The following is a 22,283-nucleotide window of genomic DNA, read 5'->3' on the forward strand; positions in this document are numbered from 1 at the left end:
GCGGGTGCCTTGCCTATCCAACTGGACGATGTCTATTCAACTGAACGATTCTACGCCTTGAAGAACGCCAGCAGGTCGGCGTTGATCACATCGGCGTGGGTGGTCGCCATGCCGTGCGGAAAACCCTTGTAGACCTTGAGCTCGCCCTTCTTGAGGAGCTTGACAGCCAGCAGCGCGGAGTCGGTGATCGGAACGATCTGGTCGTCGTCGCCATGCATGACCAGCACCGGCACGTCGATGGCCTTCAGATCGTCGGTGAAGTCGGTTTCCGAGAACGCCTTGATGCAATCATAATGCGCCTTGGTGCCGCCCATCATGCCCTGGCGCCACCAATTCTCGACGACAGCCTGCGATACCTGGGAGCCGGGGCGGTTGAAGCCGTAGAACGGGCCGGCCGCAATATCGTGGAAAAACTGGGCGCGGTTGGCTGCCTGGGCGGAGCGGAAACCATCGAACACCTCGATCGGCAGGCCACCCGGATTGGCCGCCGTCTTCAGCATGATCGGCGGCACCGCGCCGAGCAGTGCGGCCTTGGCGACACGGCCACCGGAACCGTACTTCGCGACATAGCGGGCCACTTCGCCGCCACCGGTGGAATGGCCGACATGGATCGCGTCTCTGAGGTCGAGATGCGCCGCAAGCTCCGCGACATCAGCGGCGTAGGTGTCCATCTCGTTGCCGGTATCGGTCTGGGTGGAGCGGCCATGGCCGCGCCGGTCATGGGCAATGACGCGATAGCCCTTGGACAGGAAGAACAGCATCTGGGCGTCCCAGTCGTCGCTGCTCAGCGGCCAGCCGTGATGGAAGACGATGGGTTGTCCCGTTCCCCAATCCTTGTAGAAAATTTCGGTGCCGTCCTTGGTGGTGATCGTGCTGCTGCCGGGCTTGGTCATCTCGCTCTCCATTGATTGCTTCCGCGATAATCAATATCGCGATAACCATACGACTAGCGCAGGTCCAAATCCTTGTCTACAGAAAATATGTATCGCGATATCATTTTTCGTGGTACATATTGATGTGCTCAGTCGGCAAAAGGAATGCCTCGTGCCTCTCCCGTTGGACAACCAGCTCTGCTTCACGCTTTACGCCACCAGCATGGCAATCAATCGCACCTACAAGCCCATGCTGGACGAGATGGGCATCACCTATCCGCAATATCTCGTGCTGAACGCACTTGCCGAAGCCGGCGGGATGTCGGTCGGCTCGATTGCGCACAGGCTCGCTTTGGAATCGAGCACCATCACGCCGCTGGTGAAGCGCATGGAACAGGCCGGTCTCGTCACCCGCCAGCGCAGCCAGACGGACGAGCGCCAAGTGCAGGTCGACCTGACGCCTGCCGGCCGCGCGCTGCTCGTCCAGTGCAACTGCCTCAACGAAACCCTGATCGAACGCTCGGGCATGACGATGGCTGATCTCGATGCCTTGAATCGGCGGATCCAGGCGCTGCGCGAAGCGTTGAGCAGCAAGCCGGACTAGCTGCCCTACAAACACGCCAGGCTTAATCCTTGCCGGCCAGCCAGCGCACGACGTTGCCCATCAGCTTGCCGTAGAGCGGCCAGCCGAGAAAGTCCTGCGACAGCCAGTGCGGGCCGATATCCGTCGCCCAGGCGACAGTGCGGCCGTGGCCAACGCTGCGAGCAGCAAGCAGCGGCCAGTCCGTGCCACGATAATGGCAGGTCGCCAGCAGCTGGGACGAGCCATCGCGCCTGAAATCGAGTTTGTTCATGCCGAGGATCGGCGGCAACGGGCCCGCGACACCGGCAAGGATTGGATGCGACGCCTGAAGGATCGACGGCTGCAGGCCTTGCGGCACTTCCAGCCCGTCCGAGAATGGCAGGCAGCGCACGGGCAGGATGTCCTCGACCGGGGTGTCGTGGAAACGCGCCGTGCCGAACATGCCCTGGAACCCCATATAGCCGCCGGCCAGCATCAGCCCGCCACCGCCTTCGACATAGGCCTTGAGGACGTCGAGGCGGTTGACGCCGATGCGCCCGGCGCGGGCCTCCGGCGTGACCAGCAAGGTCAGCGCGCCGACATCGGAGATCACCACCGCCTGGTATTCGGCCAGCGCGTCGAGGTCATACGGAAATTCGGCCGCGCAGCGATCGCCACCGATCTGCGTCACCGCTATGCCCTCTGCGGCAAGGGCGGCATTGAAGGCCGTCGCGCCATTCACCCATGTCGCACTTGTCAGAACGTCGCCGCCGGCAGCGACCGACGTCGTCGCCGCGAAGGTCTCGCCTGCCAGCAAGAGTTTCATCGTCGCCCTCACGCTTTTCGACTGACAATTGAACGAGCGGGCGCCGGCTGAACCGGCGCCCGCCGGGCCTTGGGAGGCTTAGAACTTAAACTCGGCCAGGTTTTCCGGCGTCACGATCTTGGCCGGGCCAAGGATCAGTTCGCCGCTGGCCCCGATCGTGTATTCGCCGAGCCTGCCCGCCGTGAACTTCTCACCTTCCTTGCCGGTGATCTTGCACTGCGCCAGCGCCTGGGCCGCCTGATAGGTCAGGTAGCCGAGGTCGGTGACATTCCACCAGATATCCTGGGCAGAGCCATCCTTGATGTATTTCGAAATCAAAGTGGCCGGCGCAAGGCCGGTCAGCTTGACCTTGCCGATCATGCCGGCTTCCTCGAGTGCGCGCGCGGCCGCCGGAAGGCCAATGCCTGCCGGCACGATGATCACCTTGAGATCCGGAAACGCCTGCACCAGCGCCAAGGCCTGCTGCTGGTTGACCTGCTCGCTCTCCTCGCCATAGGCGACCTGCACCAGTTTCATCTTGGCGTATTTCGGCTCTGCCGCCATCTTCGCCTTCATGAAGTCGATCCAGGCGTTCTGGTTGGTCGCCGTCGGCGTCGACGACAGGATGGCGAACTCGCCTTCGCCGCCGCTGAGGTTGAATGCGCTTTCCAGCATCATTTCGGCCAGACTGTCGCCCTTCACCTGGTTCACGAACACCGCGCGCGCATCGGCCGCGACGTCGGAATCGTACGAGATCACCCGGACGCCTTGCTGAACGGCGCGCTTCAGCGCAGGCGCAACCGCATTGGCGTCGTTGCCGGCGATAGCGATGACCCCGACCTTCTGCGACACAAGGCTGTTGATGAATTCGATCTGTGCCTCGGCCGTCGCTTGCGAAGGGGCAACCTGGGTGGCGGTGCCGCCAATTTCCTTCGCAGCCTCCTCGGCGCCGCCGAAAGCCACCTTGAAGTAGGGATCGGTGTCGAGCTTGGGCAGGAAGCCGACGGTCACCGGTTCCTTGGCGCATTCCTGGCTGTAGGCCAGCGAGGCCGGCGCAAGCAGAACCGCGGATGCGAGCAGGGCTATTCTAAACGCTTTCATTGTGTCTCCTCCGTCAGAATTCGGGCTTGAAGAAAGGGGCCCGAGATCACCCCTTGGTTTCGCGCAGGACGCGCGATCTTGACAGCCGCTCCTCCAGGGAGCGCCAGTAATTGCCGACCAGCAGCGAGCCGATCAGAAGCAGGCCGATGATCATGCCTTGAGCATCGCCGCCGATCTGGTTGAGCGCCAGCACATTTCGGATGATGGCGATCAACAGCAGCGCCAGCATGACCCCCGTGAGCCGCCCCTTACCACCGAAGACGCTGACGCCGCCGAGCAGCACGATGGTGATGACATCGAGCTCCATGCCGAGCGCATTGTTGGCGCGGGCGTTGGAGAGGCGCGCGGTATAGACGATGCCGGCGATGGCTGCGACCATGCCCGAAACGACGAACAGCTTCAGCACCATTTTGCGCGTATCGATGCCGGAAAAACGCGCCACTTCGGGGCTGCCGCCGAGCGCATAGATGCGCTTGCCGGTCGGCGTCTTCTGCAGCACCACCGCGAAGATCGGCGCCAGCAGCAGGAACGGCACGATGGTCCACGGGATTTGTGTGCCCGGCAGATTGCTGATGCCGAAATCGACGACCGCCGGCGGCAATATGTTGACCGAACCGGTGCCGAGCAGGATGTAGCCAATGCCCCGATAGAGCGCCATGGTGCCGAGCGTCACCACCAGCGACTGCAGCCCCAGCCCTGAAACCAGATAGCCATTGAAGGCGCCGAGCAGGCCGCCGAAGACCAGCGTCAGCGGAATGGCCGCCAGCGTCGGCACGCCGCCCTGGACGAGCAGGCCAAACACCACGGATGTCAGCGCCAGCACCGAGGCGATCGACAGGTCGATCTCGCGGGTGATGATGAGCAGCGTCATCGGCAGGATCAGCAACGCCTTTTCCGAGGCGCTTGCGGCCAATTGCGAGAGGTTGAAGCCGGAGACGAAATTCGGCACGAAGACCGCCGCATAGATAAAGACGGCGAGGCAGGCGGTCGCCAGCAGCAGATCCCAGAAGTCGATCGAGCGGATAAACTTTCTCATCTCGCCCTCGCCTGTCTCGCCTGTTCGGCACGCCGCACGATGAAGGTGTCGATGCCGATGGCAACCAGGATCACCAGGCCATAGACGCCCTGCAGCCAGAGCGGATCGACGCGCACCAGCGTCAGCCCGTTCTTGATGACCAAGAGCGTGAGCGCGCCAAGGATGATGCCGAGCAGCGTGCCCGAGCCGCCGCGGATGGCGACGCCGCCGACCACCGCAGAGGCGATCACCGTGAGTTCGAAGCCGAGCGCGACGCGGGCATCGATGGTGGCATAGCGCGATGCCCACAGCGCCCCGCACAGGCCGCCGAGCAGGCCGGCCATGCCGAAGGCCAGCAGGATGCGCCGGTCGACCGGGATGCCGATCAGCCGTGCGCCGTCGGGATTGGAGCCGGTGGCAAACAGCTCGCGCCCGGTTGCGGTGCGATAGAGCAGCACATAGCCGGCGCACAGGATGACAATAGCGATGATGACGATCAGCGGCACGCCTGCGATCTTCAGCCCGGTCATGTCGAGCCAGGCTTGCGTGACTTCGTCGGCGCTGACCTGGTCGCCCGCCGCCCAGATCGAGTTGAAACCGCGGAAGATCGACATCGAAGCCAGCGTAACGACGATGGCCGGGATCTTTCCCCTGGTAACGACAAGGCCGTTGAGCAGTCCGGCAAAGCCACCGACCGCGCAGGCGGTGATCAGGCCGATGCCGATGTCCAATCCGGGATAGGCCTGAACCATGCTGGCCGCCATATAGGCGGAGAGGCCGATCACAGCTGCGATCGACAGGTCGATGTTGCGGGTGATCAGCACCAGCATCTGCGCCAGTGCGGCGACAATCAGCAAGGCCGCGTCCATCGACACAGCGGTGAGGTTCGCCGCGCTCACCATGCGCGGGTTGATGATGGTGACCGGAATGGCGACGGCGAGCATCGCCGCAAGCAGGCCGAATTCCCGCCGCCTCAGAAAATCGAACGGTCCTTTTGCCTTTTCCTCCCGGGCGGCGCGTTCTATCTGCGCTGCCTGGCCGGCGCGTTCATCGGTCCTGGTCGCCGCTTCCAGTACTTTTTCCTGCGTGGCTTGCCCGCGCGAAAACTCGGCAGTCTGGCGGCCTTCGCGCAGCACGACAATGCGGTCGCACATGCCGATCAGCTCGGGCATCTCTGACGAGATCAAAAGGATCGCCATGCCTTGCGCGGCAAGGTCAGCGATCATTGCATGCACTTCCGCCTTGGTACCGACATCGATGCCTTGCGTCGGCTCGTCGAGGATGAGCACGCGCGGCTCGGTGCGCAGCCACTTGGCCAGCACCACCTTCTGCTGGTTGCCGCCGGATAACTCTTTCACCGGCTGCCCGTAGCCGGAAAAGCGCAGCTTCATGCGCTTCAGCCAGTCCGCCACCAGACCGATGGCGCGGTCGGTGCCGTAGAGACCGCGTTGTGCGGCCTTGTCGAGAACAGGTAGCACCGCATTGTCGAGGATGGAGAAATCCATCACCAGGCTCTGGCCCATGCGATCTTCCGACACATAGGCGATGCGCGCATCCATGGCGTCGCGCGCCGAGGCGAACTGCACGGGCTTGCCGTCGATCAGGATTTCGCCGGCGTCGGGCCGGTCGATACCGAACAGCACGCGCGCAATCTCGGTGCGTCCGCTGCCGACCAGACCGCCAAGGCCGAGCACCTCACCTGCGTGAAGCTTGAGGTCGATGCCGGTAAAGCCGCCGGCGCGCGAAAGTCCCTTCCCCTCCAGCACCAGCGCGTCTGAGGCATGGCGCCGTTCGGGATAGAGGTCGGTGACTTCGCGGCCGACCATCATGCTGATGGCGGCAGCGCGGCCAAGCTCGGCTTTCGGCTTGACGCCGATCAGGCGCCCGTCACGCAGCACCGCGATGCGGTCGGCGATGCGGAAGATTTCATCCATGCGGTGGCCGACGAACATCATCGCCACGCCGTGCAGCCTGAGATCGGCAACGACGGAAAACAGCCGCTCGACCTCGCGTTGCGACAATGCGGCCGTGGGCTCGTCCATGATCAGCACGCGGGCATCCAGCGACAGCGCGCGGGCGATCTCGACCAGTTGTTGTTCAGAGGTACGCAGTGTTCCCAGCCGCGTTGCCGCCGGCACGTCGAGCCCGACGGTGGCCAGCACCTTGCGGGCGCCGGCCAGCATGGCGGCATTGTCGATGCCGCCGAAGCGGTCGCGCGGCATGTGGCCGAGATAGATGTTCTCCGCCACCGACAGATCGGGAAACAGGCCAGGATGCTGGTGCATGACCGCAATGCCGGCCGCTTGCGCGTCATGCGGCGAATGGAAGACGGCTGATTTGCCGTCAACCTCGACATGACCGCTGGTGGGAGAATGCACACCGGCCAGAAGCTTCACGCAGGTGCTCTTGCCGGCGCCGTTTTCGCCAAGCAGCGCCAGCACCTCGCCGGAGCGCAATTCGAAGGAGGCGTCCTTGAGCGCAATCGTGCCGCCGAAAGCCTTCGCCGCCTGAACCAGCGCAACGGGAACAGCCCGCACCACCGCAGCGTCGGCTTCGCTTTGTGTGCCCGAGTGCAGCACGTCTCCTCCCGGTCTAGTTATTTTTTCAATTTGCTATATTAAATAGCGCAAAGGCGCAACGGCAAAAATTGACTTCCATGGTTCCGACGCGCACTGTCGCCGCCAACATAGGCACCGCAGGGTGCGCTCGGCCGCAGGTGGTTTGCGGGCTTCGCGCCGGGAGCGGGACATTTGGGGAGTGCGGGTTTTGTCAGGGAAAGGTAGCAATTCTGTCAAAGTTCGGCACTATAATGAGCGTTTCGTGCTCGACGCCATCCGCCGCCTCAAGGAAGCGTCCAAGTCCGATCTGGCGCGCGCGGCAAGCCTGACGCCGGCGGCGGTCGCTGCCATCGTCGACGGCTTGGAATCCTCCGGTTTCGTAAAGCAAGTGGGGAAAAGGTTCGGGCAACGCGGATCGCCCTCCACGCTTTACCGACTGACACCAGAACGCATCTACAGCGTCGGCATCAAGATCGGCCGGCGTGCGCTGGAAGCTGTTCTGGTCGACTTCGCCGGTGAAATCCGCGCAAGAGAGTCGCACGAATACCGCTTCCCCGATCCTGATCTGGTGCTGAAGGCCGGCAACATGGCGCTGGCCACGTTCGAGAAACTCGTCGACGGGCTTGGCGATGCAAGCATCGTCGGCGTCGGCATTGCCTCCCCCTATTTCCTCGGCGGCTGGAGCGAGGAACTCGGCTTTCCCGACGATCTCGGCAGCCGCTGGGAAACGATCGACCTGACGACATGCTTTGCCACGCCGGCAAAGACGCCGGTGTTCGTGGAAAACGACGCCACGTCGGCGGCGCTGGCCGAACTTGTCCAGGGCGCCGGCGCCCGCTTCCGCGATTTCATGCACATCTCGATCGACACTTTTGTCGGCGGCGGCCTGGTGCAAGGCGGCAGGGTCCACACGGGGCCGCATGGCAACAGCGCTGCCCTCGGACCCTTGCCGGTCTCGCCCTCAAGCCTCGATTCGGTGGCGGCGAAGCCTGCGCGCTACCAGAGCCTGCTGCATCGCGCCTCGATCTATGTGCTGGTCAATCACCTGAGGTCGCGCGGCGTAGTGATCAATCGTGTGCGGGAACTCGATCCGTTGCCACCCGAAGCGCGCTTGCCGCTGTTCGAATGGATCGACGATTGCGCGAGCGCGCTGGTCGAGGCGATCATCGCCATCACCTCCATCATCGACATCGAGGCCATCGTTCTCGACTCGATCCTGCCCAGGCCGATCCATCTCGAACTGCTGGCAAGGGTGCAGACCCAGTTCAACCAGGCCAGCGCAATCGGCATCGTGGCGCCGGAGATCGTGTCGGGGCAATTCGGCCCTGAGGCCTCCTCGATCGGCGCTGCCATGCTTCCGTTCTCGGCGCTGCTGGCGCCCGACAGCGGCGTGCTCATGATCGGCAAGGACCGGACGAAACTGCTGAGCGCTCTGTCCACGCTCGGTGGCGCCAAGGGAAACGGATCAAATCCGCCCACCGACCTGCCGGCCTGAGCGCAATGCGGCGCGCCCAACGCAGGCATCGGCCTCCCTTGCCCGCCATGGCTTGCACGCCTGCCCGCCTTCCGCTATAGAGCCGCCACCCGCGTAGACACCCTTGGAGGCAACGCGGCGGAAGGCTGCCTTCCCTTGTGATCCCGAACAAAGCTCCGCGTATGCGGTTTCTGGCATTCGGACATCCAGGCCTGGCGGCTTTCGACGTTTACGGTCCAGGCACACTGCCACCGCAAACGCTCCATAAAACGCGAAAGGAAATGCCATGAGCCACGATACTTACGAGCTCAAGGCCGAAGCGCGCGAACAGGTCGGTAAGGGGTCCGCCCGTGCAGTTCGCCGCAACGGTAAAGTGCCTGCAGTTATCTACGGCGACAGACAGCCTCCCCTGGCGATTGCGCTGAACTACAAGGACGTCTTCTACAAAATCCATGGCGGCGGGTTTTTGACCACGATCGCCACGATCGATGTCGACGGCAAGAAAATCCAGGTTCTGCCCAAGGATTTCCAGCTCGACCCGGTCAAGGATTTCCCGGTCCATGTCGACTTCCTGCGCATCGGCAAGGACACCGAGGTCAACGTCGACGTGCCCGTCCACTTCATCAATGAAGACAAGTCGCCCGGCATCAAACGCGGCGGCGTGCTCAACATCGTGCGTCACGAAGTCGAGTTCCACTGCCCGGCCAATGCGATCCCGGAATTCATCACCGTCGATCTCACCGGCGCCGACATCGGCGATTCGATCCACATCTCGGCGGTTACCTTGCCGGCCGGCGTCAAGCCGGTGATCTCCGATCGCGATTTCACCATCGCGACCATTGCCGGCTCCTCGGCGATGAAGCCGGAGACGGAAGAGACGGCGGAAGCGGCAGCCCCCGAAGCGGCGGCTCCTGCTGCCGAAGAGAAGTAATTTTCGGGCCCGGAGTTCACGATGCTTGTCTTTGCAGGCCTCGGCAATCCGGGCGCGAAATACGCTGATAACCGGCACAATGTCGGCTTCATGGCGGCGGACGCAATTGCCCGCCGCCATTCGTTTTCGCCCTGGTCGAAGAAGTTCCAGGGCCTGATCGCCGAAGGCACGATTGCCGGCGAAAAGATTCTTCTGATCAAGCCGCAGACCTTCATGAACCTGTCGGGACAGCCGGTCGGCGAAGCCCTGCGCTTCTACAAGCTCGGCCCCGAGGCGCTGACCGTCTTCTACGACGAGATCGACCTGCCGGCCGGCAAATTGCGGGTCAAGGTCGGCGGTGGCGCCGGCGGACACAACGGCATCCGTTCGCTCGACCAGCATGTCGGCAAGAACTTTCGCCGCGTGCGCATCGGCGTCGGCCATCCCGGCGTCCGGGAAATGGTGCAGTCCCATGTGCTCGGCGATTTCGCCAAGGCCGACCGCGAATGGCTGGACGTGCTGCTCGACACCATCGCCGACGATGCCGGGCTGCTGGCCAAGGGCGACGACAGTTCTTTCATGAACCGGGTGACGCTGGCCTTGCGCGACAAACTAACGCCAACCGGCGACGACGACCGGCCGCCGCCAAAGGCGCCGAAGGCTGAGGGCCCGAAAGCTCAAAGCCACATCCGCCAGGCACGGCCACAGCAGGCGCCGGCCAAGCTGCCGGAAAGCGGCCCTATGGCCGCCATGCTGAAGAAACTGTTCGGCAAGAAGGACTGAGCGTCGATAGGATCGGGACCGCGGGGCTTGACGTTGCTCACCCCTATCGCCCATAGCCCTCATCAAATTTCTAGTTTCCCGATAGGACCGGACACATGGGTTTCAAATGCGGCATCGTTGGCTTGCCCAACGTCGGCAAGTCGACGCTTTTCAACGCATTGACCAGGACGGCGGCGGCGCAGGCCGCCAACTATCCGTTCTGCACCATCGAACCGAACACCGGCGAGGTGGCGGTGCCTGATCCGCGGCTGCAGAAGATCGCCGCGATCGCCAAGTCTAAGGAGATCATCCCGACCCGCATCTCCTTCGTCGACATCGCCGGCCTGGTGCGCGGCGCCTCCAAGGGCGAAGGGCTGGGCAACCAGTTCCTCGCCAACATCCGTGAGGTCGACGCCATCGTGCATGTGCTGCGCTGTTTCGAGGATGACGACATCACCCATGTCGAGGGCAAGATCGACCCTGTCGCCGACGCCGATACGGTCGAGACCGAGCTGATGCTCGCCGACCTCGACAGCCTCGAGCGCCGCATCGTGCAGATCCGCAAGCGCGCCGGCAGCAAGGACAAGGAAGCAACCACCGTGCTGCCGATGATGGAGGCCGCACTCGAGCTCCTCCAGGCCGGCAAGCCGACCCGCATCCTGCTCAACGGCATTTCAGCGGAAGACCTGCGCATCCTGCAGGGACTGAACCTCTTGACCTCGCACCCCGTGCTCTATGTATGCAACGTCGCCGAAGCCGACGCCGCCACCGGCAACGAGCACACCAGGGCCGTGGAAAAGATGGCGACCGCCCAAGGCGCCGGCACCGTGGTGATCTCGGCCGCGATCGAGGCCGAAGTCGCCCAGCTCTCGGACGAGGAAGAGATGGAGTTCCTGTCCTCGCTCGGGCTCGACGAGCCTGGCCTCAACAAGGTCATCCGCGCCGGCTATGATCTGTTGCATCTCATCACCTATTTCACCGCCGGGCCGAAGGAGACGCGCGCCTGGACGATCCACAAGGGCGACAAGGCCCCGCAGGCGGCCGGCGTCATCCACACCGATTTCGAGCGCGGCTTCATCCGCGCGCAGACCATCGCCTACAACGACTACATCACACTGGGCGGCGAAGTGGCGGCCAAGGAAGCCGGCAAGGCGCGCGACGAAGGCAAGGAATATGTCGTCCAGGACGGCGACGTCCTGCTGTTCAAGTTCAACACCTGAGACGCCGAGGCATCTCGCGGCTCGCGCGCTGACGGCGGCCGATCATGGCTTCGTCAAGTGGAGGAGCCGGCATGCCGCTTCGCTTGACTGCCCTTGGCACCGGGTCTATGGCCGTTTGCATGCGACTTGGCCGTCCCCGTGGGAACGGCGGCGCGTGCAAGACCCATCGCTATTAAACGAAACCTTGGGCTCAACCAACGGAGACCGGCGATGATCAAGGCCTTCGTCGTCGACAATGATCGCCTGCGCCTCGCCGACGATCTCGTGGCCAATGGCGATCAGGTCGTCTGGGCCGACCTTCTCAACCCGACCAAGGAAGAAGAAACAACGATCGAGACCTGGCTCGGTGTTGCCATCCCGACGCGCGAGGAGATGGAGGAGATCGAGATTTCGAGCCGCCTCTACATCGAGGACGGCGCCTACTTCATGACCGCCACCTTGCCGGCGCAGACCGAAATCGATGATCCCTTGATGTCACCGGTTACCTTTGTGCTTGCCGGCCCGAGACTGGTCACCATCCGCTATCATGAGCCGAAGGCGTTCAAGACCTTTCCGCTGCGCGCCGAGAAGGTGGCGACAGGCTGCACCACCGGCAACACCATCCTGATCGGCCTGCTGGAGGCGATCGTCGATCGCCTAGCCGATATTCTCGAACGCGCCGGCCGTGACATCGAGACGATCTCGCGCGACATCTTCGAGGCGCGGTCGACCAAGGTGAACAAGCGCAATCGCGATTTCCAGGAACTGCTCAAGGCCATAGGCCGCAAGGAAGACATTGCCTCCTCGATCCGCGACAGCCTGATCTCGCTGCAGCGCCTCACCGGCTTCCTTGCCCACGTCGCGACCCAGATCAAGATGAGCAAGGACGTCCGCGCCCGCATCAAGACAGTATCGCGCGACGTGCTGTCGCTCGCCGACCATGCCACCTTCCTGTCGCAGAAGATCTCGTTCCTGCTCGACGCGACGCTCGGCATGATCTCGATCGAGCAGAACGCCATCATCAAGATCTTCTCGGTCGCCGCCGTCATCTTCCTGCCGCCGACGCTGGTGGCTTCGATCTACGGCATGAATTTCGACGTCATCCCGGAGCTGAAATGGGAGCTCGGCTATCCCTTCGCCATCGGCCTGATGATCCTGTCGGCGATCCTGCCGTTCTGGTATTTCCGCCGCCGCGGCTGGTTGTAGGCCCAATAGAATTCGCTTGACCAAACGCCGCCCGGACGGCATCCGGATGCCCGGTGATCGTACAACCGGATTGAGATCATGACCGCAAAAAGCTGGGCCTACGAGGATTTCACCGAGGGCGCATCGATCGACCTCGGCGCCAAGCAGGTGAGTGCGGCCGAAATCATCGAATTCGCCACCGAATTCGACCCGCAGCCGATGCATCTCGACGAAGCCGCCGGCAAGGCCAGCATCCTTGGCGGCTTGGCCGCCTCCGGCTGGCACACCTGCGCGATCTTCATGCGCATGCTGTGCGACGCCTTCCTGCTCGACTCGACCGCGCAAGGCGCGCCCGGCATCGACCAGGTCAAATGGAAGAAGCCGGTGCTGGCCGGCGACACACTGGCCGGCAGCACCAGCGTGCTTGCCAGGCGCCTGTCGAAATCCAGGCCTCAGCTCGGCCTCGTCACCTTGCGCAGCGAACTGTTCAACCAGCGCGGTGAAAGCGTCTTCGAACTTGAGAACACTGTCATGTTCTTGACCCGCGAGGCCGGCGCATGAGCCTCGACGCGTTCTTCCGCATCGGCGATACCATCAACCTCGGTTCGCACACATTCGAAACCGAGGCGATCAAGGCGTTCGCCTGCAAATACGATCCACAGGTCTTTCATGTCGACGAGGAGGCGGCGAAGAAAAGCGTGTTCGGCCGCCTCTGCGCCTCAGGCTGGCACACCGCGGCCACCTGGATGAAGCTCAATCTCAAAAATCCTATGGACGCTTCTCAATGGACCGGACCCGGCCCGGTACCAGAATTCGGCCCCTCCCCCGGCTTCAGGAACCTGAAATGGCCAAAGCCGGTCTATGCCGGCGAAACCGTCACCTTCACCCGCACGGCCGTCTCCCACCGCCCGCTGGCCAATCGCCCCGGCTGGCGGCTGCTCGCGCTGCGCTCGGAAGGATTCGATTCGACGGGCGACAAGGTGCTGGAGTTCGACAGCGCGGTGCTGGTGAAGGCTGGGTAGGGCTAGGGTTTAGGCAGTAGGGATTAGGCAGCAGTGGGTGCTGCGCCTTGCACGGAATGCGGAGCTTCCTCCCTACTCCCTACTCCCTACTCCCTACTCCCTACTCCCTAATGCCCCTCAAACCCGATCAACGTCCGCACCGGCACGCCCAGCGCTTCGAGCTTCGCCCGTCCGCCGAGATCCGGCAGGTCGATGACGAAGCACGCGGCAAGAATATCGGCGCCGATCTGCCTCAGCAGCTTGACCGCCGCCTCCGCCGTGCCGCCGGTCGCGATCAGGTCGTCAACCAGGATCACCTTCTCGCCCGGCGCAACGCCGTCCTTGTGCATCTCCATCTCGTCCAGCCCGTATTCCAGGCTGTAGGCGACGCGTACCGTCTCGTAAGGCAGCTTGCCCTTCTTGCGGATCGGCACGAAACCGGCCGAAAGCTGGTGCGCGACCGCACCGCCGAGGATGAAGCCACGCGCCTCGATGCCGGCGATCTTGTCGATCTTCTGGCCGGCATAGGGATGCACCAGCTCGTCGATGGCGCGGCGGAAGGCGCGCGCATTGCCGAGCAAAGTGGTGATGTCGCGAAACAGGATACCGGGCTTGGGGTAGTCCGGAATGGTGCGGATCGCGGCGAGCAGCGTGTCTTCGAGCGAGGATTTCATGGGTCGAGATTACCTGAAACGGAGGTTGTTGCGCGACAATTGTTCGATCGAACTGCAGCCCATCAGCTTCATGCCGCGCTCGATCTCGATCCGCATCTGCTCCAGCGCCCGCTCGACGCCCGGCTGTCCGGCCGCCGCCAAGGGGAACAGATAGTAGCGGCCGACGCCAACAGCCTTGGCGCCGAGCGACAGCGCCTTCAGCACATGGGTGCCGCGCTGCACGCCGCCATCCATGATGACGTCTATTCTGTCGCCGACGGCATCGACGATCTCGGCCAGTTGGTCGAACGCCGCCCGCGAGCCGTCCAGCTGCCGGCCGCCATGGTTGGACAGCACAATGCCGCTGCAGCCGATCTCGACGGCGCGCTTGGCATCCTCCACCGACATGACGCCCTTGAGACAGAACGGACCTCCCCACAGTCTGACCATCTCGGCAACATCGTCCCAGGTCATCGACGGATCGAGCATCTCGGTGAAGTAGCGGCTGATCGACATCGTGCCGCCGCCCATGTCGACATGCTCGTCGAGCTGCGGCAGCTTGAATCCCTCATGGGTGAAATAGTTGATCGCCCATCCCGGCTTCAGCGCGAACTGCAGCATGCCGGCAAGGTTGAGCTTGAAGGGGATGGCAAAGCCGGTGCGCTTGTCGCGCTCGCGGTTGCCTCCGGTGATGCTGTCGACGGTCAGCATCATCACTTCGACTCCAACCGCTTTCGCCCGCTGCATCATCGCCCGGTTGAGGCCGCGATCCCGGTGGAAATAGAACTGGTAGACCTGCGGGCTGCTGCTGATCTTGCGCGCTTCCTCAAGACTGACGGTGCCGAGCGAGGACACGCCAAACATAGTGCCGAATTTGGCCGAAGCCTTGGCCACCGCGCGCTCGCCTTGATGATGGAACAGCCGCTGCAAGGCGGTCGGCGAGCAATAGACGGGCATGGCCAGCTTCTGGCCCATCACCGTCACCGACATGTCGATCTCGCTTACCCCGCGCAGCACGTTGGGAACGAGGTCGCAGCGCTCGAAACTCTCGGTGTTGCGGCGATAGGTGACCTCGTCGTCGGCCGCGCCATCGATGTAGTTGAAGATTGGGCCCGGCAACCGCTGCTGGGCCATGCGCCGGAAATCGGAAAAGTTGTGACAGTCGCGTAGCCGCATCATCGATCCAAATGCCCCTCTAGCCGGCTATCCGCCGGGCGCGCGTGCAATACCAATCGCATGGCGCCGTGCCAACGGACTTCTTACTGGACGGCTGCTGCGCCAAGATGCGAACCATGTCCGGTTTGGCAAGCAAAAAGGGCGTCCGAAGACGCCCTTTCCATTTCCGAGGAATAAGATGCGGCTTAGTGCGCCACGCCTTCCCATACCTTGCGCTTGGTCAGATACATCAGCGCCCCGAACAGAAGCAGAAACACCAGCACGCGGAAGCCGGTCTTCTTGCGGTCTTCCATATGCGGCTCGGCCGCCCACATCAGGAACGCCGAGACGTCGCGCGAATACTGGTCGATCGTCTGCGGCGAACCGTCATCATAGGTGACCTGGCCGTCGGAGAGCGGCTTGGGCATCTTCAGCGACACGCCGGACATGAAGTATGGATTGTAGTGGGTGCCTTCGGGGATCACCATGCCGGCAGGTGGCGTCTCGTCGTAGCCGGTCAGCAGCGAATGGATGTAGTCCGGGCCGCCCTGCGCATATTGCGTGAAGATGTCGAAGACGAAGCGCGGGAAGCCGCGCTCGACGCCGCGCGCCTTGGCCAGCAGCGACATATCCGGTGGGGCAGCGCCGCCGTTGGAAGCGGCAGCCGCCTCCTCATTGGCGAACGGCGCCGGGAAATGGTCTGACGGCTTGCCCGGCCGGTCGAACATGTCGCCGGCATCGTTGGGTCCATCATGGATGGTGTACTCGGCCGACAGCGACTTGATCTGCGCTTCCGAATAGCCGAGGTCCTCCAGCGTGCGGAACGCCACCAAATTCATCGAGTGGCAGGCCGAGCAGACTTCCTTGTAGACCTTCAGGCCACGCTGCAGCTGCGCCTTGTCGTAGGTGCCGAACGGACCGGCAAAAGTCCAGTCCATCTCCTTCGGCTCGTGGATCGGGAAATGCGTCGGTGCCGCCGCGTTGTGCGCCTCTTCAGCGGCGATCGCCACACTGCCGACGGCTCCGATGCCAGCGGCAAACACGCCTAGCAGGGCGAGCGAGGTGAGAATCTTTTTCATGCCAAATCCCCTTAGATTCTCACTCAGCCTTTGGTTTCCGGCGCCGCGGTCGCACCGGCCGGATGTCCCCCTCCGGCACCCTTGTTCTTCTCAAGCACCGCCTCGGTGATCGAATTCGGCAATCTGCGTGGCGTCTCGATCAGGCCAAGCACCGGCAGGATGACGAGGAAGAAGGCGAAGTAGAACAGTGTCGCCGCTTGAGCGTAGCCGACGTAGTTGCCCGAGACCTCACCTATCAGGAGGGTCAACAGACCGCCGCCTTCCGCCGGCTGCGAGCCAAGCCAGCCAAGCAGGACAGCGTCGGCGACGAACAGCCAGAAGAACAGCTTGTACCAGGGCCGGTAGACCGCCGAGCGCACCTTGGAGGTGTCGAGCCACGGCACCAGGAACAGCATGACGATGGCGCCGAACATGCACAGCACGCCACCGAGCTTGGAGTTGATCGGCCCGATGTTGAAGGTGATCGCGCGCAGGATCGCGTAGAACGGCAGGAAGTACCATTCCGGCACGATGTGGGCCGGCGTCTTCAGCGGGTTGGCGATCGTGTAATTGTCCGGATGGCCGAGAAAGTTCGGCAGGTAGAAGACGAAATAGGCGAAGAAGAACAGGAACACGATCATGCCGAATGCATCCTTGATGGTCGCATAGGGCGTAAAGGCAACGGTGTCGGTCTTCGATTTCACCTCGATGCCGGTCGGGTTCGACTGGCCGACCACATGCAGCGCCCAGACGTGCAGCACGACGACGCCGGCAATCATGAACGGCAGCAAATAGTGCAGCGCAAAGAAGCGGTTGAGCGTCGGATTGTCGACGGCGAAACCGCCAAGCAGCAGTTCCTGGATCCAGTTGCCGACCAGCGGAATGGCGCTGAAAAAGCCGGTGATGACGGTGGCGCCCCAGAAGCTCATCTGGCCCCAGGGCAGCACATAGCCCATGAAGCCGGTCGCCATCATCAGCAGGTAGATGATGCAGCCGAGGATCCACAGCAGCTCGCGCGGCGCCTTGTAGGAGCCGTAATAAAGCCCGCGGAAGATGTGGATGTAGACGGCGACGAAGAAGAACGAGGCGCCGTTGGAATGCATGTAGCGCAACAGCCAGCCCGAATTGACGTCGCGCATGATCTTCTCGACCGAATTGAAGGCGAGATTGGTGTCAGCGGTATAGTGCATGGCGAGCACGATACCGGTCAGGATCTGCGCCACCAGCATGATCGTGAGGATGCCGCCGAAGGTCCACGCATAGTTGAGGTTGCGCGGCACCGGATAGGCGATGAAGCTGTCATAGACCATGCGCGGCAGCGGCATGCGAGCGTCGAACCAGCGTTCGATACCGGTCTTGGGCGTATAGGTCGAGTGTCCCTCGCTCATCGAATTATCCCCTGCCTCAACCGATAAGGATTTTGGTATCGGAAATGAACTTGAATACCGGCACGGCCATGTTTTCCGGCGCCGGGCCTTTGCGGATGCGGCCGGCGGTATCGTACACCGAACCGTGGCACGGGCAGAACCAGCCGCCGAAATCGCCTTCCTGGCCAAGCGGAATGCACCCCAGATGCGTGCAGACCTGCACCATCACCATCCAGGCTTCCTTGCCGGGCGTGGTGCGGTTGGCATCGGTCGCCGGCGCATCGGCGGGCAGATTGGCGTTGCGGGCAATAGGATCCTTGAGGTCGGCAAGGTTCACGGCCTCGCCGTCCTTCATCTCCTGCTCGGTGCGATTGCGCACCACGACCGGCTTGCCGCGCCATTTGACGATCAGCGACATGCCAGGCGTCAGCGAGGCGACATCGACCTCGACCGAGGCCAGCGCCAGCGTCGAGGCATCGGGGCGCATCTGGTCGATGAACGGCCAGGCAACGGCGCCTGCGCCAACCACTGCGGCCATGCCGGTGGCGACGTAGAGAAAATCACGACGGTTGGGATCCTGGGTGTCGGTTGCGCTCACGGGTGCCTGATCCTTTCGCCTCTTCCGAGCCGGCGGCCGAGCTTTGTCCCCGCTCCATCGCGCCGGCCCGACAGCGCATGACGAACAAGCTAGCGAATTCCTCCGGCATTTGGATTTCGGTTTATGCGTGAAGCCCGTTTTTGTCCAGCGGGCTGAGGCCACAAGGGCAGATTGTCGCGGGCGTTCCGCACGAAGAGAAATTTGACGAGCTTGGCCGAATGTAGCAATATGTCTACATCTTCCGGATGGAGGTGTTGATATGAATATCTCGACGAAGACGATAACCATCATGTCGAGCCGTGAATTCAACCAGGACACGGCGCATGCCAAACGGGCAGCCAAGAACGGGCCGGTCATCATTACCGACCGCGGCAAGCCCTCCCATGTGCTGATGTCGATGGAGGAATATCAGCGTTTAGAGAAGAAGCCGAGAAGCCTCGCGGACGCGATTGCCGATGATCGCCCCGAAGCAGATTTCGACTGGGAACCACCTCGCCTGGAAGGACCGTTTTTCAAGATTCCCGAACTCGACTGATGTTCATTCTTGACACCAATGTCGTTTCGAATCTGCGTCGTCGGGACAAGGCCGATCGCAACGTTTTGGCCTGGTCAGAGACCCACGACATCGCCAGCTTTTTCATGTCGGTCATTTCGATCCTGGAACTCGAAATCGGAACATTGCTCTTGTCGAGGAAGGATACTCGCCAGGCCACCATGTACCGTGAGTGGTTGGATCAGACACTCATTCCACAGTTTGACGACCGGATATTGAGCATAGACAAGGCTGTTGTCGTGCGTTGCGCAAACCTCCACGTTCCCGATCCAAAGCCGGAGCGCGACGCCCTCATAGCCGCTACCGCGCTCGTCAAAAACTTGACAGTCGTGACCCGCAACACCAAGGATTTTGAAGGCACCGGCGTGAAGCTTTTCAACCCCTGGATATCGACGAAGGGTTAGAGGCTATGGCACATATTATCGACCGCGAGACCTGGACCAGGACGCCCGGCCGCTGGCAGGGCGAACTGCAATGCGGCGCCTACGACTCCAACTCCTGCCTGATTTTCAACTATCAGGAAGAGATTGGCGGCGGCCCGCGCCTGCACACGCATCCCTATTGTGAAATCTTCATCATCCGGCAAGGCACCGGCCTGTTCACGATCGGCGACCAGCAGATCGAGGCCACGGCCGGCCAGATCCTGATCGTGCCGCCCGATACGCCGCACAAATTCACCAATCTTGGCCCAGGCCCGCTCGAAACGACCGACATCCACGAAAACGGCAGCTTCATCACCGAATGGCTGGAATGATTGTTGCCGGCTGGTGACCTCTAGCTTGCACCGAGCCTGACCAGCACGGCCCTTGGGATATCGTATTCGCGGATGACCGACTCATGCCGGCGCAGGCCGCAGAGTTCACGCTGGATGAAATAGGCGTGCACCGCTGCGGCAGCCTCCTTGAGCAGCCGCGGTCGCTGCTCCTCGTCGTCGTTGTTCTGACGGAGCTTGGCCAGCGTTTCCTCGACCCGTTGGCCGGCACGGCCGAGCGCTGCGGCCTTTTCAGCCAGTATCTCATGGCCGAGGGCGTCGAACGCGGCTTCGGCAGCCGAGGCGCCTAGGGATGGCGGACGCAGTGACATCTCAGCCTCCTTTTCTGTCTTGAGAGAGCATCATGCGGTGCGTGACGAATTCTTCGCCCACCACCGGCTGGAAGCCAAGCCGTTCATAGAACCCAAAGGCTCCTTGTGGCGCGCGGGTGTTCAGCACGGCAAAATGCTGACGTGCCCTGTCAATGACGGTCTCGACCAGCATGCTGCCAACGCCGCTGCGGCGATGACGCGCGCTGACGAACAGGTGCCTGACCCGGCCGTGGTCCCGGCCTTCGAAATAGGGATCGATGTTCAACCCGCACACACCAGCGAGTTCTCGGCCATGCCATGCGCCAAACAGCGCCTCGCCTCGTTTCAGGAACTTGTTGCAGCCGCCTGCCCAGCCATCCGCCAGCCGCACCAGCATCCAGTAGCCCTCCAGCCGGCTCTCCTCCTTCAGCGCGTCGAAGGCCGGCGCGGTTGGCCGCAGCCGCTTGAGGACGTAGCCGACATCAGGCGACACTGCCATGCCCTACTCCGCCGGCCGTGTCTCTTCCAGCACGCTTTCCTCGTGGTAGAGGAAGCCGCCGGACTGCCGCTTCCACAGCCGCGCATAGAGCCCGTCGAGCGCCACCAGCTCGTCATGCGTGCCCTGTTCGACGATGCGGCCTCCGTCCAGCACCACAAGACGGTCGAGCGCGGCGATGGTCGACAGCCGGTGCGCTATGGCGATGACCGTCTTGTTCTCCATCAGCCTGGCCAGATTCTCCTGGATCGCCGCCTCGATGTCGGAATCGAGCGCCGAGGTCGCCTCGTCGAGGATCAGGATCGGCGCATCCTTGAGGAAGACGCGGGCGATCGCGACGCGCTGGCGCTGGCCGCCCGACAGTTTCACGCCGCGCTCGCCGACAAAAGCCTCGTAGCCGGTACGGTCCCGGTTGTCGCGCAGGCCCAATATGAACTCGTGCGCCTCGGCCTTCTTCGCCGCCGCGATCACCTCGGCCTCGGTCGCGTCCGGCATGCCGAGCTTGATGTTGTCGCGCAGCGAGCGGTGGAACAGCGCCGTGTCCTGGCTGACCACGCCGATATTGGCGCGCAGCGAGTTCTGCGTCACCTCGGCGACGTCTTGCCCGTCGATCAGGATTTTGCCGCTCTCGAGGTCGTGGAGGCGCAAGATGAGGTTGGCGAGCGTCGTCTTGCCCGCGCCCGACGGCCCGACCAGCCCGACCTTCTCGCCAGGCTTGACCACAAGGTCGATGCCATTCAGCACGCCAAAACCCTTGCCGTAGTGGAACTCGACATTCTTCACCTCGATGCGGCCGCCGGCGACGACAAGCTCTTTCGCATCCGGCGCATCGACAAGGCCAAGCGGCTGCGAGATCAGCGCCTTGGAGTTTTCCAGGACGCCGAGATTTCGCAATATGCCGTTGAGCTGCATCATCACGCGCCCGAGCAGCATGTTGAGCCGCAAGACCAGCGACAGCGTGAACGCGACGGCGCCGACGGTGATCGACCCTTCGACCCAGAGATAGACGGCAAAGCAGCCAATCGCGGTGATCATGATGCCCGACAGCGTCGTCAGCGCCATGCGCACGCCGGTCAGCCGGCGGGTGAAGGGCCGTAGTGCATCGAGATAGATGTCGAAGCCGTTCTTGATGTAGCGGTCGTCGCCGTCGGCCGAGAATAGCTTCAGCGTCTGCACGTTGGAATAGGAATCGATGATGCGCCCATTGATCATCGAGCCAGCTTCAGCCGTGGCCTCGGCATGCCTGCGGATCGAGGGCAGATAGAGCTTGGCCAGCCAGGCGAACGCGAGGATCCAGATCACCACCAGCACGGCCAGGCGCAGATCCAGCCCGGCGACCAGCGCCAAGGTCGTCACCGTATAGATGAGCATGAACCAGATGACCTCGATGAAGCTCTCCATCAGGTCGCCGGTCGCCTGCCCGGCCTGCCAGACTTTTGTCGCGATACGGCCGGCGAAATCGTTCTGGAAGAAGGTGTAGGACTGCCGCGACACATGCCGGTGCGCCTGCCAGCGCACCAGATTGTAGAAGCCCGGCGTGATCGTCTGTTCGTTGACCAGCGCCGACAGGCCGACGACGACTGTGCGGATGACCGCCACCACGACGATCATGAACACCAGTTCAGGACCGGCGGCGGTCCACAGCGCATTCCAGCTGCGCTCGCCAGGAAGCTGGTCGAGAATATCGACCAGCCGCCCGACGAAGTAGAACAGCCCGGCCTCGATCAGCGGCGCGATGCCGCCGATGACCAGCATGGCGAAGAAGGCGAACTTCGCCTGGCCGACATAGTGCCAGAGGAAGCCGCCGACGCTTGACGGTGGCCGAAGGTCCGCCGGCTCCCTGAACGGATAGACCCAGTCCTCGAACCAGCGATAGACGGCTGTCATCATGCTGACG

At 62.8% G+C, this 22,283-nt stretch carries 24 protein-coding genes; 11 read left to right on the forward strand and 13 right to left on the reverse strand.

The window, feature by feature from the left end; genetic code table 11:
- Positions 1 to 50: 50 nt before the first annotated feature.
- Positions 51 to 893, reverse strand: coding sequence for an alpha/beta fold hydrolase (locus NKJ18_RS01095; protein ID WP_352757700.1), 843 nt, complete (start codon positions 891 to 893; stop codon positions 51 to 53).
- 151 nt (positions 894 to 1,044) lie between these two features.
- Here NKJ18_RS01095 and NKJ18_RS01100 point away from each other — a divergent pair, with 151 nt between their 5' ends.
- Positions 1,045 to 1,476, forward strand: a complete 432-nt coding sequence (locus tag NKJ18_RS01100) for a MarR family winged helix-turn-helix transcriptional regulator (RefSeq protein ID WP_023670043.1) — start codon at positions 1,045 to 1,047, stop codon at positions 1,474 to 1,476.
- 22 nt (positions 1,477 to 1,498) lie between these two features.
- Here NKJ18_RS01100 and NKJ18_RS01105 read toward each other — a convergent pair whose 3' ends face one another.
- The 4 genes from NKJ18_RS01105 to NKJ18_RS01120 form a co-directional block, all read right to left on the reverse strand.
- The gene (locus tag NKJ18_RS01105) at positions 1,499 to 2,260 is read right to left on the reverse strand and encodes a glutamine amidotransferase (protein ID WP_023670042.1); all 762 of its coding nucleotides are present in this window, start codon (positions 2,258 to 2,260) and stop codon (positions 1,499 to 1,501) included.
- A gap of 78 nt (positions 2,261 to 2,338) precedes the next feature.
- Positions 2,339 to 3,340, reverse strand: a complete 1,002-nt coding sequence (locus NKJ18_RS01110) for a rhamnose ABC transporter substrate-binding protein (protein WP_031203833.1) — start codon at positions 3,338 to 3,340, stop codon at positions 2,339 to 2,341.
- A gap of 46 nt (positions 3,341 to 3,386) precedes the next feature.
- Positions 3,387 to 4,376 (reverse strand): ABC transporter permease, encoded by a 990-nt coding sequence (locus NKJ18_RS01115; RefSeq protein ID WP_352757702.1) that lies wholly within the window; start codon positions 4,374 to 4,376, stop codon positions 3,387 to 3,389.
- The gene (locus NKJ18_RS01120; RefSeq protein ID WP_352757704.1) at positions 4,373 to 6,934 is read right to left on the reverse strand and encodes an ATP-binding cassette domain-containing protein; all 2,562 of its coding nucleotides are present in this window, start codon (positions 6,932 to 6,934) and stop codon (positions 4,373 to 4,375) included. The genes NKJ18_RS01115 and NKJ18_RS01120 overlap by 4 nt, the downstream gene beginning before the upstream one ends.
- A 241-nt stretch (positions 6,935 to 7,175) precedes the next feature.
- Between NKJ18_RS01120 and NKJ18_RS01125 the strand changes: the two genes are divergently transcribed.
- From NKJ18_RS01125 to NKJ18_RS01155, 7 genes are all read left to right on the forward strand, one after another.
- A complete protein-coding gene (locus NKJ18_RS01125; RefSeq protein WP_352461954.1) occupies positions 7,176 to 8,408 on the forward strand; it encodes an ROK family transcriptional regulator in 1,233 nt (410 codons plus the stop codon).
- Positions 8,409 to 8,673: 265 nt separating this feature from the next.
- A complete protein-coding gene (locus NKJ18_RS01130) occupies positions 8,674 to 9,318 on the forward strand; it encodes a 50S ribosomal protein L25/general stress protein Ctc (protein ID WP_023686131.1) in 645 nt (214 codons plus the stop codon).
- A 21-nt stretch (positions 9,319 to 9,339) separates the two neighbouring features.
- On the forward strand, positions 9,340 to 10,080 hold the full coding sequence (pth, locus tag NKJ18_RS01135) for an aminoacyl-tRNA hydrolase (RefSeq protein WP_023701571.1): 741 nt from the start codon (positions 9,340 to 9,342) through the stop codon (positions 10,078 to 10,080).
- Positions 10,081 to 10,175: 95 nt separating this feature from the next.
- Positions 10,176 to 11,279, forward strand: coding sequence for a redox-regulated ATPase YchF (gene ychF / locus NKJ18_RS01140; RefSeq protein WP_023754576.1), 1,104 nt, complete (start codon positions 10,176 to 10,178; stop codon positions 11,277 to 11,279).
- A gap of 210 nt (positions 11,280 to 11,489) precedes the next feature.
- Positions 11,490 to 12,464, forward strand: a complete 975-nt coding sequence (corA, locus tag NKJ18_RS01145) for a magnesium/cobalt transporter CorA (RefSeq protein WP_023701569.1) — start codon at positions 11,490 to 11,492, stop codon at positions 12,462 to 12,464.
- A 78-nt stretch (positions 12,465 to 12,542) separates the two neighbouring features.
- On the forward strand, positions 12,543 to 13,004 hold the full coding sequence (locus tag NKJ18_RS01150; protein WP_023670033.1) for a MaoC family dehydratase: 462 nt from the start codon (positions 12,543 to 12,545) through the stop codon (positions 13,002 to 13,004).
- A complete protein-coding gene (locus NKJ18_RS01155; protein ID WP_023748156.1) occupies positions 13,001 to 13,465 on the forward strand; it encodes a MaoC family dehydratase in 465 nt (154 codons plus the stop codon). Before NKJ18_RS01150 ends, NKJ18_RS01155 begins: the two co-directional genes overlap by 4 nt.
- Positions 13,466 to 13,572: 107 nt before the next feature.
- Here NKJ18_RS01155 and NKJ18_RS01160 read toward each other — a convergent pair whose 3' ends face one another.
- The 5 genes from NKJ18_RS01160 to petA all read right to left on the reverse strand — a co-directional run bounded on the left by NKJ18_RS01160 (position 13,573) and on the right by petA (position 18,275).
- On the reverse strand, positions 13,573 to 14,118 hold the full coding sequence (locus NKJ18_RS01160; RefSeq protein WP_013529989.1) for an adenine phosphoribosyltransferase: 546 nt from the start codon (positions 14,116 to 14,118) through the stop codon (positions 13,573 to 13,575).
- A gap of 9 nt (positions 14,119 to 14,127) precedes the next feature.
- Positions 14,128 to 15,273, reverse strand: a complete 1,146-nt coding sequence (locus tag NKJ18_RS01165) for an alpha-hydroxy acid oxidase (RefSeq protein ID WP_023670030.1) — start codon at positions 15,271 to 15,273, stop codon at positions 14,128 to 14,130.
- A 185-nt stretch (positions 15,274 to 15,458) separates the two neighbouring features.
- A complete protein-coding gene (locus tag NKJ18_RS01170; RefSeq protein ID WP_023670029.1) occupies positions 15,459 to 16,331 on the reverse strand; it encodes a cytochrome c1 in 873 nt (290 codons plus the stop codon).
- 23 nt (positions 16,332 to 16,354) lie between these two features.
- Complete coding sequence (locus NKJ18_RS01175; RefSeq protein WP_023670028.1) at positions 16,355 to 17,698, reverse strand: cytochrome b; 1,344 nt, start codon at positions 17,696 to 17,698, stop codon at positions 16,355 to 16,357.
- A 16-nt stretch (positions 17,699 to 17,714) separates the two neighbouring features.
- On the reverse strand, positions 17,715 to 18,275 hold the full coding sequence (gene petA, locus NKJ18_RS01180) for a ubiquinol-cytochrome c reductase iron-sulfur subunit (RefSeq protein ID WP_023670027.1): 561 nt from the start codon (positions 18,273 to 18,275) through the stop codon (positions 17,715 to 17,717).
- Positions 18,276 to 18,534: 259 nt separating this feature from the next.
- On the opposite strand from petA, the gene NKJ18_RS01185 reads away from it, so the two are divergent.
- Genes NKJ18_RS01185 through NKJ18_RS01195 form a run of 3 tightly spaced genes read left to right on the forward strand, consistent with a single transcriptional unit; the run spans position 18,535 to position 19,582 of the window.
- Positions 18,535 to 18,810 (forward strand): type II toxin-antitoxin system Phd/YefM family antitoxin, encoded by a 276-nt coding sequence (locus NKJ18_RS01185; protein WP_023701566.1) that lies wholly within the window; start codon positions 18,535 to 18,537, stop codon positions 18,808 to 18,810.
- Complete coding sequence (locus tag NKJ18_RS01190) at positions 18,810 to 19,232, forward strand: type II toxin-antitoxin system VapC family toxin (protein WP_352757707.1); 423 nt, start codon at positions 18,810 to 18,812, stop codon at positions 19,230 to 19,232. Before NKJ18_RS01185 ends, NKJ18_RS01190 begins: the two co-directional genes overlap by 1 nt.
- Before the next feature lie 5 nt (positions 19,233 to 19,237).
- Complete coding sequence (locus NKJ18_RS01195; RefSeq protein ID WP_023683696.1) at positions 19,238 to 19,582, forward strand: cupin domain-containing protein; 345 nt, start codon at positions 19,238 to 19,240, stop codon at positions 19,580 to 19,582.
- A 20-nt stretch (positions 19,583 to 19,602) separates the two neighbouring features.
- Here NKJ18_RS01195 and NKJ18_RS01200 read toward each other — a convergent pair whose 3' ends face one another.
- Genes NKJ18_RS01200 through NKJ18_RS01210 form a run of 3 tightly spaced genes read right to left on the reverse strand, consistent with a single transcriptional unit; the run spans position 19,603 to position 22,276 of the window.
- Complete coding sequence (locus NKJ18_RS01200) at positions 19,603 to 19,911, reverse strand: DUF6665 family protein (RefSeq protein ID WP_023683695.1); 309 nt, start codon at positions 19,909 to 19,911, stop codon at positions 19,603 to 19,605.
- Between the two features lies 1 nt (position 19,912).
- On the reverse strand, positions 19,913 to 20,389 hold the full coding sequence (locus NKJ18_RS01205; RefSeq protein ID WP_352757709.1) for a GNAT family N-acetyltransferase: 477 nt from the start codon (positions 20,387 to 20,389) through the stop codon (positions 19,913 to 19,915).
- A gap of 3 nt (positions 20,390 to 20,392) precedes the next feature.
- Positions 20,393 to 22,276 carry an ABC transporter ATP-binding protein gene (locus NKJ18_RS01210; protein ID WP_352757711.1) on the reverse strand — a complete coding sequence of 628 codons (1,884 nt, stop codon included), beginning with the start codon at positions 22,274 to 22,276 and terminating at the stop codon, positions 20,393 to 20,395.
- Positions 22,277 to 22,283: the final 7 nt, after the last annotated feature.

The sequence above is a fragment of the Mesorhizobium sp. M0217 genome (assembly GCF_040321955.1).
Lineage (GTDB): Bacteria > Pseudomonadota > Alphaproteobacteria > Rhizobiales > Rhizobiaceae > Mesorhizobium.